Source organism: Paenibacillus sp. CCS19 (assembly GCF_033239625.1).
Classification (GTDB): domain Bacteria; phylum Bacillota; class Bacilli; order Paenibacillales; family Paenibacillaceae; genus Paenibacillus_T.
On record NZ_BTCK01000002.1, the window covers coordinates 70,751 to 86,076 of the forward strand.

Sequence of the window (15,326 nt, forward strand, 5' to 3'; positions counted from 1 at the left end):
CTACAGCTTCATCGCTTCTTGTTGTTCCGGCTTCGTCGTATATTGCGCCGTAAGACGGACATCCTGCACAAACGGACCGGAGGTTGCGCCCATAATATGCTTGCGGAACGCTTGCGAGATCGGCAGTCCGTCCGGATTTTTCAGTACAGCGTCCGTATACTTCGGTTGTCCGTCCACTAACGTGTACGTTTCTCCTTCTTTGCCGAAGTTCATGGTGAGCTTCCCTTCATCGCTATACAGATAGTCAAGGAATTTCACCGTTCCGGCGACGTTCTTGTTGCTGCCGGTAATCGCTGTGAAGATGCCGGTTACGGGATTGTCAATATAGCCGAATACAGGCTTCTCGCCAGCGTTCAATGTCGGATAAGTCGTTCCGACGATTTTGAATTCCGGCTGCGTCTGTGCCATCAGGTCCATATACTTGCCGATTCCGCCGTTGAGGAACAGTACCGTTGCGCCGACTTGGTTGCCTGTCATTTTGGCGTCTTTCATTTTGCCGTCGGTCGTCGCGAAGTCCTTATCAAGCAGACCTTCCTCATACCATTGATTCATGGTAGTCAAGTAATTCTTGAATCCAGGTTCGATCGGTCCGTATTTGACCGTATTGTTGTCCTGATAGTAATCGTTAGGCGTTCCGAATGCGCCGGCGAATGCTAATTCTCCGGCTGGAATATTGATTGGAATTTCGTCAGCCTTGCCATTGCCGTTCGGATCTTGTTCTTTAAACGCTTTCAAAACCGTGTGCCATTCATCAATGGTCGTCGGCGATGACAGCTGCAGCTTGTCCAGCCAGTCCTTGCGAATTGCAGGTCCAAGGAACACTTGTTGGGTGACATCCTCACGAATGAACGGGAAGCCGATAATGTTGCCGTCGTCCGTGGAGGCCATCTTTCTCCATTCCGGGTGGGCGTCGAACAGCGCTTTCAGATTAGGCGCATCGTCCAAATAATCGTTAAGAGGGACGATTTTCTTATCGCGGATCGCTTTCTGGGCGCCGCCAGGGTAGCTGTTCCAGCCATAATCAACAACATCAGGCAGCTTGTTCGATGCAACCATTAAGTTGAATTGCTCGCCAAGCTGACCTTGCGCCGGGTGCTGGAATTCGATTTGGACGCCGGTTTTCGCTTCGATTTCCTTCCAAGCCGTAACTTCCCCGTAGCTTTTCATAATAGCGGCAGCATCCGGGAACAACTCGACCCAATACGAGAGTTTCGTGAGCGGCGGCGTCTGGTTCGCTGCCTCTTTACTTTCTGAGGTTGATCCCGGTGATTCCGTGGAGCCGGTCGATGTGTCTTTGTCGGTGCATGCGCTCATCGTAGTCGCAACCAATCCCGCGATGGTTACAACTGTTGCAAACCTGTTCATCTTTTTCTTGTACATGGACATGAACAAATTGCCTCCCCTAATGTAGATATTGGTTGGAGCACTGCCTATCCCTTGAGGACTGCCTCTCCGCAGTCTCTATTCCAGTGTAGATCCCCAGATATAAGGGTCATCCGTACCGGTGTAGATCCCCTTGATCACGCGATAAGCAAGTTTCGGTTTACGGTATTCGTTGACGATGCCTTTGTTATTGAAGGAGCGGGCACGATCCCTGAAGTGAGGAAGATGGCTGTGAAGATCGGCTCTCGTATCTGCGAACTGCCATACGTAAGTACCGCTGATCTTCGCGTCGGATCGGAACAGCTTCATCGATTTGCTGAGCAGATCGGCTTGATAGTCTTCGCTGAATAGACGCGGTTCCCAGCCCGAGTCGCCGTATACGCCTGCTCCGCCGAATTCGGTCATTAGGACCGGCGTGTTCTCCGCGCCATATTCCTTGCAGCGTGCATGGAAAACGTCGAGCATCTTCTCGAAGCTGGTATGGCCGAAGTACCATCCGCCGTAATAGTTAATGCCGATTACGTCGAACAATCCGAGGCAAATGTCTGTCATCGGGTGCATTGTCGCATAAACGACAAGTCTGGACTGATCCTTGCTTCGAACGAGATCGATCATCTTAATAGACAGATCATAAGCTTGCTGGGAGCGTGTATCGATTTCATTATGGACGGACCAGAACAGGATCGATGGATGGTGGAGATCCCGGTCGATCATCTCATCCATCATGGTCAATGCTCGCTCGATGAAGATGGGATCCGCTGTAACCTCTGCCGGAAGTCCGGCTCCCCAGATCGGAATCTCCGACCAGAACATGATGCCTCGCTCATCGAGCAGATCGATCCAGTATTCGCTCTGCGGATAATGGGATCCGCGGACGGTGTTGCAGCCTAACTGCAGAATGATGTCCAGATCTTTCGTCATCAATTTGTTCGGGAATGCGAAGCCCCATTCGGGATGTTCCTCGTGACGGTTAACGCCTTGCAGGTAAAGCTCCTTGCCATTGAGCAGAATCTTCTTGTCTCGCGTCTCGATCGTACGAAATCCGATGCGGTCAATCTTGTCGTCTTGTCCTGCTGCAGCTCGGATCATGTAGAGCGCAGGGTTGTCTTGTTCCCAGCGGCTAAGTCCGGACCAAGCTTGTTCCACTTTCAGCTCCTTATGCTCGCCAGCGAGAAGCTGCACGTTCTCGGTGTGGAATAACTCATCATTCCGATAGAGGGATACCGGCACTTCGACAGGCTTATCCGACATGGAGTTGAGGTTGACCGTGACGCTGATGTCAGCGTTTTTAACACCGGTCATATTGTAGGTGATGCGCATGTTCTCGATCGATACATCCGGCAGAAACTGAAGCTCCACTGGTCGAATGATGCCGCCGTAATGAAACCAGTCCACAACGTGAGTGGGGATCGTGTTGCGCTCCAGCGTACTGTCCGTGCGGACGACAATTTCGTGAACGCCTGACGCAGCGTTAGGAATCGTAAAGTCGAAGGGCGTATAGCCGCCAAAATGGTAACCCAAATGTTCGCCGTCCCAGTACACATCCGCATGTCCGAGCACAGCGTGGAAGAGGAGGCGAAGATGGCTGCTATCCTCGATTCGTACCCGGGTGCGATACCATGCCACTCCTTCGTAGTCGAATTTGCCCAACTCGTTATTCCAGCAGCCCGGCACCGGCATCGGGTCGGAGTGAGCGGGGAAGTTTACGTTCCAGCCTTCCGCTATACCGACATTGTCCTTGTCAAAAACGAAATCCCATAATCCATCAAGAAGCTGGGTTTTGCGAAGTCTGTGTTGTTGAAATGTTCGAATCATCTGTGTCATCTCCGTTAAAGTTTTGATATCATCAATAATTCTAGCCTTCATGATCGGAGTTTAGCATTGGATGCCTTCAATCAACAATGGCAAAAACAATCCGAATCATTTATCATAAACGATACAAACTTAATGTCGTGGAGGAAGACGAGATGGCATATGCTTTGGGAGGACTGGCTGCGCATATCCATTGGGTGCTGGCCAAAGAACCGGTGCCTGGATGGGAGGACATCCGGCGTACGGTATCCGGGCATACCTTTTACTACATTTACAGCGGCCGAGGCGTATTCCGCAGCGAAGAAGGGGATGTGGAGGTAGAAGGAGGCACATTGGTATACCTCTGGCCTGGTATGCCTCTCTATATGAAATCTTCGGAGTCGCATCCGCTTCGGATGACGATGCTGCTCTTCGATTGCGCAGAGCAGCGCAGGAGCGAGAATGGATGGGAGGTTCCCGAGCCTGTCGAACGTCTGCAGCTTCCGTTTCTGATGCCCTTGCAAACCGAACGTCAGGGAAGGATCGGCGGCATGTTTCGTGAAGCGGAGAAAGTATGGGTGCCGGGGGATCACATGCGAGAAGCGCGCGTGAAATCGGTCTGGTACCGACTTATTTACGAGCTTCACGAGGCCGCAGATTCATGGGACAGGCAGGGCGGCGAGGAAGGAATTGACGACGTGCTGCGCCGGTTCAAGGAGAAGCTTGAAGCGGGATTCGCCGAGGAGGTTCGCATCACGGAACTGGCAGAGCAGACAGGCTTCTCTCCCGTCTATATCCGCAGAACGTTCGCGGCAAGGTACGGGCGCAGCCCCAAGGAATATTTGGACCAGCTGCGGTATGAACACGCCGTCCGGCGACTTCGTTTCACCGATTACTCTGTCACGGACATAGCAAGAGCCTGCGGCTACACCGACGTCTACCAGTTCAGCAAAGCGTTCAAGAAGCTGAGCGGCATTTCGCCCACCGATTACCGCAGAAGCAGTGAAATCGGGTTTATTTGAATGAGGAATAGAGTCAGCCACGGACGGGGAAATGCAGTCAGTGGCTGGCTTTGTTTGTGTTGCGTCCAATGTCATGCGGTCCGGGGGGCATGAAGAGACAAAGAAGTGAACCAAAAGTAAAAAATAGTTACTTTAATTGGAAAAGAAAGCGCTTTAATATCTAATTGCACCACCGCCGAGCTTCTATGAAAGGAGGAGGTGCCGATAAGAAACAATCGTTAGAAGGAGGAGAATGATAAGTTAAGAGAAGTTGATTCTACAGATGAAATTAAGAAAATAACAAAGGAGATGAAAGTAATGAAAACAGGAGTTAGAAAATCGATTAGCTTGCTTCTTGCATGCGTAACCGCACTGTCATGTCTGCTAACGACAAGTTTCTCTAACGAGGTATCAGCGGCGAGTGACGTAACCGTCAATTTGTCGGCTGAGAAGCAGCTGATTCGCGGCTTTGGCGGTATGAACCACCCGGTGTGGACAACGGATTTGACTGCCGCGCAGCGGGAAACTGTTTTCGGGAATAGCAATAATCAGCTTGGCTTCTCCGTTCTGAGGATTCATGTCGATGAGGACCCGAACAATTGGTACAAAGAGCTTCCGACCGCACAAAGCGCGATTGCGCACGGCGCGATCGTATTCGCTACACCGTGGAACCCGCCAAGCAACATGACGGAAACGTTCAACCACAATGGTGATACGACGGCCAAGAGGCTGCGCTACGATAAGTACGCTGCCTACGCGCAGCATCTGAATGATTTTGTTACGTATATGAAAAATAACGGCGTCGAGCTGTATGCCATCTCAGTCCAGAATGAGCCCGATTACGCACACACATGGACATGGTGGACGCCGGAAGAGATGCTTCGTTTCATGAAGGAAAATGCGGGCTCTATCAATAGCCGAGTGATGGCGCCGGAATCTTTCTCTTATTTAAAAAATATGTCCGACCCGATTCTGAACGACGCGCAGGCGCTTGCGAATATGGATATTCTCGGAGCCCATACGTACGGTACGCCGTTCAGCAGCTTCGCCTATCCGTTATTCAAGCAGAAGGGAGGGGGCAAGGAGCTGTGGATGACGGAGGTTTATTATCCGAATAGCGATGCCAATTCGGCGGATCGTTGGCCTGAAGCTCTGGATGTTGCGTATCATATGCACAACGCGATGGTCGAAGGCGATTTTCAAACGTATGTATGGTGGTATATTCGCAGGCAATACGGCCCGTTGAAAGAGGATGGAACGATTAGCAAACGCGGTTACTCCATGGCTCAATTCTCGAAGTTCGTTCGCCCTGGCTATGTCAGAGTCGATGCAACGAAGAATCCGGATACGAACGTCTTTGTTTCCGCTTATAAAGGCAGCAGTAAAGTCGTGATTGTTGCAATTAATAGAGGGACATCCGCGGTGAACCAACGCTTCGTGCTCCAGAACGGAACAGCCTCGCAAGTAACGCCATACGTTACGGATGGAACGAGAAACGCAGCAGCGCAGAGCAATATTAGCGTGTCGAACGGAGCCTTCACAGCGCAGCTTCCGGCTCAGAGCGTGACAACCTTCGTTGGCGATTACAGCACGGGCGGCACGGGTGGCAGCAGCAGTACGACATATGAAGCGGAGACGGGCACAACCTTGACGAATGCCGCAACCGAAACGCTGTACTCAGGTTATAACGGTACGGGCTATGTCAACTTCAATGCTTATTCGGATGCAGCCATTCAGTGGAATAACGTTTACTGTGCCGTAGCCGGAACGAAGAATGTGAAGTTCCGTTACGCACTAGCATCCGGCACAAGAAACTTGGATGTATACGTGAATGGGACGAAAGTAATCAGCAATGCAGCTTTCGCGGCGACTGGCAGTTGGACCGCTTGGGGAGAGAAAACAATCCAGGTGGCAATGAACAGCGGAACGAATACGATTCGGGTCGTAACGACCGGAACGGAAGGGCCGAATATCGATAGCATTAATGTATCGGCACAGTAGGCGACAGAAGGTCATTGACCCAATGATTTAGACAACACGTGTAATCAAAATAAGGCTCAACGATATCAAAGCGCTCGAATCCATTAAGGAGGAGCGCTTTGACTCGTTAGAGCCTCTTAGTCATTACAGATAGAAATTTTACTGCATGGTAACGATGCTGATTAGCTGTTGAAATTGCAGCGCAGGTTAGAAGATTGCTGGGGGATAAATCGGTGATTCCTTATCGAGGTTGGTTGTTAGCTGCATTAGAATGTCTTCTTGGATGGTATCTATGAAGTCTGCATTTTTGAGATCTTCAAAAATGTAATCATAGAAACGGTTGCAGCCAGTCTGTCTTTGAATGATATCTCCAAAATGTATCTTAATCTCATACAAACCATTGATCCTGATCCAGGTTTCGAAGCGGTTTGATAAAAGCGATTCGATTTCGAATGAGTATGATAAACCGCTAATGACCTTTCTGCAGTCTATTGCAACCTTCTCGAACGCTGCATCTCTGTCAGATTTTCTTGGCATTGCTTGGTGTGTCCCTTGATCAAGTTGATTTAGGACACTTTGTACCTCATCGGCAAATAGATAGAAATTCATGAAGTCACTCCTGTGGTTAGTAATGGTTGACGGTTACAATTTTACTATAAGCAGATGTTATAAGAAAAGAGGATGCGACTCGGTATCTACCTAGGTTAGGATTAAAAATAAGCCACCAATCGTATTCGATTGATGGCTTATTCCTGCACGAATTTTATTACTCCTGCAGCTCTCGATATTCAAAATAATCAAAATCCGCATGCTTCCGTTTGCGATACGAATCCTGGCAGCACACCCCGATGAAGGCCCCTGTGAAGTGGCCGTACTTGGAATACTCGTCCGAGCATTTGCTCGCATCGAGCACAGGTCCGACCTGCGTCCACTGCTCGCCGTCCGGCGATCCGTAGAAGCGAAGCTCCTCGCCGTCGATGACGGCCCGCAAGTGCACCCGATCCCAGTTGGCAATCGGCATGCGAGACTCTTGCAATCTCACGCCATTATCCGCGTATAGAATGCCCAGACATTTGCTTCCGAGACTTTCGCTATAATAGATCCGCAAGTAATAGAACATATTCTGGTCATAAAATAAGGTCAATCCCGCGGTTTCGTGGAAGTTGTCAGGCTCGAATTCCACGCATGTCTCGGCAATCGCATGAACCGATTGGAGGCGGCGGGCGATCAGGCTTTGCTCGTGGAGGGAGAACAACGACTCCCGTCCGCGAAGACGCATATAACCTGGCCGCGCTCTAAGACTGACCCATGAATCGCTGAGCGGCACGCGCAGCGAATTCAGATGCATGTTCCATTCGCCGCTGTCGAAGTGCTCGCGTGACGGTTCCCTCTCCCATGGCGCCGGTTTCAGCGCGGGAGGCTGAACCGTCAACTCTGCCCGCTGACCGCCGGATGCGAGACGCAGCCAGCCGTCCTCGGTCCATATGCAGCGCTGGATGGCGGTCTCGCGTCCGAGCATGCTGCGCTGATTGGAGGCGAGCGGTCTCGCCGTCAGATGGGCAATGTAAGGCTCGCCTGCCGGAGTCTCGACCAGAGAGCCGTGGCCGCTCTTTTGCAGGATAGAATCAGGATTGTACTGGTATGGCTTCAAGTAATCGTCAACGCCTCGCCGATTCAGGTTAATCACCTTGGCCGAAGTAATGATTGGATTACAAGGGTCGGACTCGTATGGACCGAATAACGAACGGGAACGAGCGATGGTCACTCCATGCCCGAAGCCTGTGCCGCCTTCCGCCGCCATCATGTAATAGTAGCCGTTCCGCTTGTAAATATGCGGCGCCTCCAGGCAGCCCATATCGGTAGCCCCGCGGAAGATGCTGACGGGGGAGCCGATCAGCTCGCGACGTTCCGCGTCATATTCCTGAATGACGATAGAGCCGGGATGCTCGTAGCCGGGCCGGTTGTCCCATTCCAGATTGAGCAGCCATTTGCGGCCGTCGTCATCATGGAACAAGGACGGGTCGAACCCGGAGCTGTTCAAGTACGTACGCTCGGACCAAGGTCCGGTAATGTCGCTTGCCGTTACAACGTAGTTGTCGAGATCGAAGCAGTTGCCGTTCGTGCTGCGCATGATCGTATAGATGAGATAATAAATGCAGGCATCCTCGTCGTAGCTCAGACATGGCGCCCATACGCCGCCCGAAGCCTCGATCCCTTTGAGATCGAGCTGCGACTCACGATCCAATGCATAACCGATGACACGCCAGTTCACGAGATCCTTGGAATGGTGCAGCTGCACGCCGGGATACCACTCGAACGTGGAAGTCGCAATGTAGTAATCGTCCCCGACTCTCAAGATGGAAGGATCGGGGTTAAAGCCTCTGAGTATAGGGTTCTGAATCATGCTGTATACTTTGCCTCCTATTAGCCTTTGACAGCGCCGGCCGTAACGCCCTTCGTAATCTGCTCATTGAACACCGCATAGATGATGATGGCAGGGATCGAAGTCAGCACCATAACAGCAAACTGGGAGCCGTAATCGGAAGAATATTGGCCTGCAAAGTTCATAACCGAGAATGGCAGCGTCTTGAGCGCATCCTTGCTGAGGAACGTCGAAGCCATAATGAATTCATTCCAGCAGTTCAGGAACGTCGTTACGATAACGGTGACAAGCGCAGGCTTAAGCAGCGGCGCAATGATCTGGAACACGATGCGGTAGATGCTGCAGCCGTCCATGAGCGCCGATTCTTCAAGCTCCTTCGGAATGCTGCGCAGGAAGCCGCTGAGCATGAACGTTCCGAGCGGAACGGAGACAGCCGTATAAGGAAGAATAAGTCCGAGATAAGTATCGGTAAGACCAAGCTCCTTGAAGATCGCGAAGTTCGGCAGGAGCGTCGCATGAATCGGAATCATGATCCCGAGCAGCAGGATCGTGTAGAACAGCGAACGAAGCTTCCACTGCATGCGGATGAACGCGTATGACAACGTGAGAGACAAGACGACCGTCAGCGCGATGGTCACGACGGAAACAAGCAAGCTGTTGCCTAGATATTTTAAAAATTTCCCGTCCACCCAGGCATTCACGTAGTTTTGCCATTGAGGTGAGCTAGGCCATTTCAGAATGCTATCGGAATAAAAATCCGCGCTCGAATTGAACGAGAAGTCAACAAGCCAGATCAGCGGAAATAATTGTCCTGCGGCGACGATCAGGAAGAAAATCCAGATTGCCGTTTTGTTGCGTGCTATCATGTTGTCGCCCTCCTAGAAATCCGTCGCATCGTTGCGAGTGAGACGATTGCTGAGATATGTTGCAAGTAAACATACGATGATGAATAGAATCGAAATCGCATTGGCATAGCCGTATTGGCTGGCCGAGAACGCTTTGTTGTACAAGTAAACCGCAAGGAATTGCGTAGAGTCGCCTGGCCCGCCGTTCGTGGTGAGGAAGACGGTCTCCATCTGTTTCAGCGCCGTAATGATGGCAAGGGTGAGTTGTACAGCAATTACCGGTTTCAAGAGCGGGACCGTAATCTTCAGATGCATGCGGAAGCCGGAAGCGCCGTCGAGCTGAGCCGCCTCGTACAGATCCTCGGAAATCCCTTTGACGCCTGCATAGTAGAACAGAAGTCCCCAGCCGAAACCGGCCCAGATCAGAATGAACAACATGGAGCCAAGCGCCGTGCTGCTCTCGCCAAGCCAAGCGTGCTTCAAGGAATCAAGGCCGACAATGTCAAGCAGCTTGTTCAGCATGCCGAACGTTGGATCGAGCAGGGAAAGCCACATTTTCGAAATAACGACGACCGAGATGACGCACGGAATGAAGAAGATCGTACGGAAAATCTTCTCCGCCTTGCCGCCAAGCCGGTCGAGCAGAATCGCGAAGAAAATACAGATCGGATGCTGGATCACGATGAAGCCGATACCGAGCAGAAGGGCGTTGCGAAGCGCCAGCCAGAAGCGCTCGTCATGGAAGAGCAGGTTCGTATAGTTGTCGAAGCCGACCATCGTGACCTTCGTCCCCGGAGCAAGCGTATCGGTGAAGGAATAATAACCGCTGACGATGATCGGAACCAGGAAGGTCAACGCGAACAGCAGCATACCGGGCGCCACGAATAAGAAAATAGCTGTTTTGTTTCTAAACACGCGATGCATGATAATCACTCCATCCTTTAGAAAGGGATAAAGACAGGATCGCCCTGTCCTTATCCGATTCCTTCTATGCCATTATTGATTGTCCACCGCTGTCTGGAGCGCGCTAAGCAATTCTTCAGGCGTTTGTTTGCTGGAGAAGAACTTGCCGAATGCGTTCTGCGAATCATCCTTGAACTTCGGTGTACCGTAGTCGACTGCGGAAGCGCCGGATGTCGACGATGCATTAATCAGAATATCGGTCAGCGTCTTCTGAACTTCGCTCTCGGAGCCGGTCAGTTCATATTTCTGTGCAGGTACGGCAGCGCCCGTATCCCATGCTACCTTCGCCCATTGGCTGGCGCTCATCAGATAGTCGAAGAACTTCTTCGCTTCTTCTGGGTGCTTCGAGCTGCTTACGAGTGCATAACCGCCGCCGTTCCAAGCAAGAAGATCATCCAATGAGCCTTTGCCGTCTTCAGCGACAGGGAATTTCACAACACCAAGATTTTGACGGAACTCTTCAGGCAGCGCCTCGTTCGTCGCCATGCCAGCTTCCCACGATCCCATGTACCACATCGCTGCTTTGCCCTGCGAGAACATGTTTTGCGATGCGCCGTAGTCAGCCGTCATGTAAGAATCTTGGAACATCTTCGCATCGCGAACTTCGCCGAGGAATTGCGCGGCCTTCAGGAAGTTCTCATCGTCCGCGAATTTGACCTTCTTATCGATCGCATCGAGGATCAGGTTCTGATTGCCGCTGTAGCGCAGCACAAGGTTCTGATACATCTCGCCGAAGCTCCACAGATCCTTGCCGTTAATGGACATCGGGGCGATGCCTTTATCGCGGAATGCTTTCGCGGCATCGAGCAGCTCCGTAAGCGTAGTCGGCACTTTCACGCCGTTGTCTGCGAACAGCTTCTTATTGTAGTAGATGACTTCATAGTCACTGTTGCGCGGCAAGCCGTACAGCTTGTCATTGAAGGTGAACGATTTGTACACGCCCGGCAGGAAGTTGAATTGCTCCCCTTCATACTGCTTCGGATTCAGTTCTTTGACATAACCGGCTTGTACGAGTGTATTAAGCTCGGCGCCGCCGTGAACCATGGTAATATCGATCGGCTCGTTGGAGGACATATACGCCTTCAGCTTGTTCTTGAAAGGCTCCTCCGCAAGCGTCTCGACCTCGATCTTGACGTTCGGATTTTCTTTCGTGTAATTATCGATAACCGTCTGCTCGGCAAGGCCTTGTCCGGACTTGCGATCCGGCAGGTTGGAGAAGAAGCGCAGCGTTACTTTGCCTTCGCCGCTTCCGCTGCTGCTGTCCGATGTACTCGAGCTGTTATCGCTGCCGCATGCGGCAAGCGTTCCTACAGATGCAATAGCAAGCGTCAGTATAGACGCACGCGCCAATTTGGAATATCTCTTCATCGTTATTCCCCCTGATGGTTGTTTAAGGAATCCGGCAATCTCATTTGCCTGCACTGATCATAACAAGCGGAATAATGGACGGTCAGTAGAGAAAAAAAGACGAAGGTAGACGTTTGTCGAAACCTTCCCCGTAGTCATTGTGATTGCTGGAAGAGAAGATTAGAATACAAAAAAAGCATATATGTAAAGGCTTGTGATCACGATGCTGCGCGCTTATTTCAACTTAAGCCTGAAGTTCAAAATCATCATTTTATTCACGCTGCTTATGACAGTGTTTTCCGTTGCGCTTGGTTATTATGCGATTAAAACGTCTAAGACCCAAGTCGTGAACAAGGTCAGCTCCACCAATCTTGGCGTTGTCCGCGTGGTTGACAATAATATGCGTTCGATGCAGAAGGCGATTTCCAACTGGGTGACGGTGTTCGTCATGGACCCGTATATTCAGTCGACGCTTCAGATGGAGGTTAGGCCGGAAGAGGGAACGCTTGACCCTGCGCTGTACAACGGATCGACGACAACCTTAATGAATCAGATGCTGCTGACCGGCAACTTCGATTATGTAGCGCTCTATGGCAAAGAGGGTCCGCCGCTGTTCCAAGTTGCAACGGATGACAGCAGCGGGTCGGGCACCATTCAACAGATAGAAGCCAATCCGATTTATAAACAGACCGCGGCCCTGCGCGGCGCGCCGCTCTGGTTTCCCATGCCTGCGGACAATGTGTTCATTCAGAACAACCGCAAGGACAAGATCGGCATGACCCGGATCGTTCGGAACACGAATAACGGGTATACGATCGGGTTTATATTCGTAGGCGTCAATCAGGAGACGATCAAGGCGCAATACTTGGCGAATCTGTACGACAAGGATCATGGGCTAGTCATACTTGATGCCGGCGGCGTGCCGCTGCTGGAAGCGGGCAAACCATTTTACAAGGAAGGACAGGCTGAGCTGGAAAACATTCGATCGTCTATTCCAGAGTCGGGATCGAAGGTAGTGCGATTGGACGGGGAGAGCCTGCTTCTAACGTACAGCAAAGGGGAGAATGGCTGGCAGTATCTATACGCCGTTCCGCTTAGCGTCTTGACCGAGGAGCTTAATTCCATCAAGCAGTTCGTGGTGCTGCTCATCGTGGGATGGCTGGTGATGAGCATTCCGATTATGCTGCTGCTTACCTCGTTCCTAACCGCTCCGATCAAGAACCTGCTGCTGTCGATGCGCCGCTTCCAGAACGGACAGTTCGATGAGAAGGTAGAGGTCAAATACGGGGATGAGATCGGCTATCTAAGTCAGGGGTATAACAATATGGTTGAAAATATTAAGTCGCTGGTCGACGATGCTTATGTGCTGAGGCTTAGGGAGCAGGAGGCAGAGCTCAAGGCGCTGCAGGCGCAGATCAATCCTCATTTTCTATACAACATGCTCGATACGATCTTCTGGGAAGCGGAGTCCGCTGGGCAGGACAAAATCAGTGAAATGATAATTAATTTGTCGCGCCTGTTCCGTCTAAGTCTCAATCGGGGCAAGAGCTTTACAAGCGTAGCGAAGGAGCGGGAGCTGCTTGAGCTGTATCTCTCCTTGCAGAAAATGCGGTTCCGCGATGTGCTCGAATACGAGATTGATATTCCGCCCGGGATGAGCGAGTTCATCATGCTGAAGCTGATTTTGCAGCCTTTCGTCGAGAATGCGATCGTACACGGTATCGAACGGAAGCGGGGCGGCGGCTTCGTTCGGGTAACAGGCTTCCAAGAGGGTCAACGCCTGACGTTCATTATTGAAGACGACGGTCTGGGGATGTGCGAAGAGGAGCTGGCCAAGCTGACCGCGCTGCCGAAGGAGAATGATGTCAACGTCGCGCAGGATACAAGCGGTTATGCCGTCCGCAATGTGCATGAACGGCTCAAGCATTATTACAAGGACGAATTCGAATTGATTTATGATAGCAAGCCTGGACAAGGCACGCGGGTACAGCTCACGATACCGGCGGTTCTATCGATGAGAGAGGAGTGAGGAGCATGTATCGACTGCTTATCGTGGATGATGAGGAGAGAGCACGGACGGGCATTCGGATGCTGATCGATTGGGCGGCTCACGGGATTGAGATCGTAGGCGAGGCGCGGGATGGAGCGGAAGCGCTGGAGATCATGGAGGGTACTAGCGTAGACATTCTGCTGACGGATATTCGGATGCCGGTGATGGACGGACTGGAGCTGATCGAGCATGCTGCCAAGTCATTCCCATCTACCAAATGCATCATTATGAGCGGTTACGATGAATTCTCTTACGCTCAGAAAGCGATGGCTGCAGGTGCCGTCGACTATCTGCTCAAGCCAAGCCGCCGTCAAGAGATACTGGATCTGGTCCTCAAGATTACGGACGATATCGCGAAACAACGGCAGGAGGATGAGAGGCTGGAGGGACTTCGCAACGGCTTTCGGGAAAGCTTTCCTTTCCTGAAGGAATACGCGCTTAACCGACTGGTGATGACCGAGAATCCCCCGCTGGAACGGCTGCTGAACAACTTGAAGCTAAGCGATATCAGCTTCCCGCTGCCATTCTTCGGAGCGCTTGTCGTCAAGATCGATGACTTCCATCTCGTGCAGCAGAAATACGGAAGCGTCGATATCGAGCTGTACAAATACGCGCTCAAAAATATCGCGGAGGAGACATTCATTCCGATCTGTCATTCCACGGCGTTCGAGGATAACGATGATATCGTGCTGCTCATGAATGCGGAAGAATGGCTGGATACCAAGCTGCTGCTGCCATACGCCGAAGCGGTTCAACACAACGCGATGCGGTTTCTCCCGTTCACGGTCTCGATCGGAATCGGCAGCTTCGATCGGAGCATTCGGCATTTCCGCGTATCGTTCCTTGAAGCGCAGAAAGCGTTGAATGCGAGATTCTATGAAGGCGATTCGAAGATCACGGATTATCTCGAAGCGGCGGAGGAAGAGGATTTTACTCAAACCTCTTATCCGTTAGAGAACGAGAGAGCTGTGCTTCAGGCGATAGGCAAAGGCGATGAACATGCGATCCGTGCCAGTCTGCAAGATTTTCTAACCTCGCTGAAGCCGGAGAGTTCTTCGAAGGAGAGTGTCACTAACTCCATCTATGCGCTGTATTTCGCTCTCTATCGGGATTGTATCGAGCGCAACGTCAATGTGAACGAGGTGTTCGGCAGCGGCTTGGATGAAATCCCCCGCATGATGACCCGTTCCAGTCTGGAACACATCATGGCAACGCTGACGGAGACGGCACTGACCATCGCAGATCAGTTGTCCGTACGCAAGAATGGCAATAAGCTGTTCGAGTCCATATTAGCTTACGTGCAAGAACATTTTCGACTCGATATTAGCAGGGAGTCCGTCGCCCGCGAGGTGTATGTGACGCCTGGCTATATCAGTTATTTGTTCAAGCAGCAGCTGCAGACCAGCTTTATCGAGTACTTGCACCGCATTCGGATCGAATATGCTTCCCGCCTGCTGAGGGACCCGAGCCTTCGCATATCGGATATCGCGCATGAGTCCGGTTATCAGGATGAGAAGTACTTCTTCCAAGTGTTCAAGAAGTACTCCGGCATGACGCCAACGCAGTACCGCAATAACTTATAG

The 15,326-nt window shown here is 51.5% G+C and carries 11 protein-coding genes; 4 read left to right on the forward strand and 7 right to left on the reverse strand.

Annotation, left to right across the window (positions count from 1 at the left end):
• Both SBI19_RS02495 and SBI19_RS02500 read right to left on the reverse strand, forming a co-directional pair.
• Positions 1–1,386 carry an extracellular solute-binding protein gene (locus tag SBI19_RS02495; RefSeq protein WP_317964636.1) on the reverse strand — a complete coding sequence of 462 codons (1,386 nt, stop codon included), beginning with the start codon at positions 1,384–1,386 and terminating at the stop codon, positions 1–3.
• Positions 1,387–1,461: 75 nt separating this feature from the next.
• Positions 1,462–3,198 carry a glycoside hydrolase family 2 protein gene (locus SBI19_RS02500; RefSeq protein ID WP_317964637.1) on the reverse strand — a complete coding sequence of 579 codons (1,737 nt, stop codon included), beginning with the start codon at positions 3,196–3,198 and terminating at the stop codon, positions 1,462–1,464.
• 152 nt (positions 3,199–3,350) lie between these two features.
• Between SBI19_RS02500 and SBI19_RS02505 the strand changes: the two genes are divergently transcribed.
• Both SBI19_RS02505 and xynC read left to right on the forward strand, forming a co-directional pair.
• Entirely contained in the window at positions 3,351–4,196 is an 846-nt protein-coding gene (locus SBI19_RS02505) for an AraC family transcriptional regulator (RefSeq protein WP_317964638.1), read from the forward strand.
• Between the two features lie 297 nt (positions 4,197–4,493).
• Entirely contained in the window at positions 4,494–6,176 is a 1,683-nt protein-coding gene (gene xynC / locus SBI19_RS02510) for a glucuronoarabinoxylan endo-1,4-beta-xylanase XynC (RefSeq protein WP_317964639.1), read from the forward strand.
• Positions 6,177–6,362: 186 nt separating this feature from the next.
• Here xynC and SBI19_RS02515 read toward each other — a convergent pair whose 3' ends face one another.
• The 5 genes from SBI19_RS02515 to SBI19_RS02535 all read right to left on the reverse strand — a co-directional run bounded on the left by SBI19_RS02515 (position 6,363) and on the right by SBI19_RS02535 (position 11,714).
• Positions 6,363–6,764: a hypothetical protein gene (locus SBI19_RS02515; RefSeq protein WP_317964640.1), complete on the reverse strand. Its 402-nt coding sequence runs from the start codon at positions 6,762–6,764 to the stop codon at positions 6,363–6,365.
• A 157-nt stretch (positions 6,765–6,921) separates the two neighbouring features.
• Positions 6,922–8,559: a glycoside hydrolase family 43 protein gene (locus SBI19_RS02520; RefSeq protein ID WP_317964641.1), complete on the reverse strand. Its 1,638-nt coding sequence runs from the start codon at positions 8,557–8,559 to the stop codon at positions 6,922–6,924.
• A gap of 20 nt (positions 8,560–8,579) precedes the next feature.
• Complete coding sequence (locus SBI19_RS02525) at positions 8,580–9,404, reverse strand: carbohydrate ABC transporter permease (RefSeq protein ID WP_317964642.1); 825 nt, start codon at positions 9,402–9,404, stop codon at positions 8,580–8,582.
• Positions 9,405–9,416: 12 nt separating this feature from the next.
• The gene (locus SBI19_RS02530) at positions 9,417–10,307 is read right to left on the reverse strand and encodes a carbohydrate ABC transporter permease (protein WP_317964643.1); all 891 of its coding nucleotides are present in this window, start codon (positions 10,305–10,307) and stop codon (positions 9,417–9,419) included.
• A gap of 72 nt (positions 10,308–10,379) precedes the next feature.
• On the reverse strand, positions 10,380–11,714 hold the full coding sequence (locus SBI19_RS02535; RefSeq protein WP_317964644.1) for an ABC transporter substrate-binding protein: 1,335 nt from the start codon (positions 11,712–11,714) through the stop codon (positions 10,380–10,382).
• Positions 11,715–11,916: 202 nt separating this feature from the next.
• On the opposite strand from SBI19_RS02535, the gene SBI19_RS02540 reads away from it, so the two are divergent.
• Together SBI19_RS02540 and SBI19_RS02545 are read left to right on the forward strand one after the other, a co-directional pair.
• Complete coding sequence (locus SBI19_RS02540) at positions 11,917–13,722, forward strand: cache domain-containing sensor histidine kinase (RefSeq protein WP_317964645.1); 1,806 nt, start codon at positions 11,917–11,919, stop codon at positions 13,720–13,722.
• Between the two features lie 5 nt (positions 13,723–13,727).
• Positions 13,728–15,326, forward strand: a complete 1,599-nt coding sequence (locus tag SBI19_RS02545) for a response regulator (protein WP_317964646.1) — start codon at positions 13,728–13,730, stop codon at positions 15,324–15,326.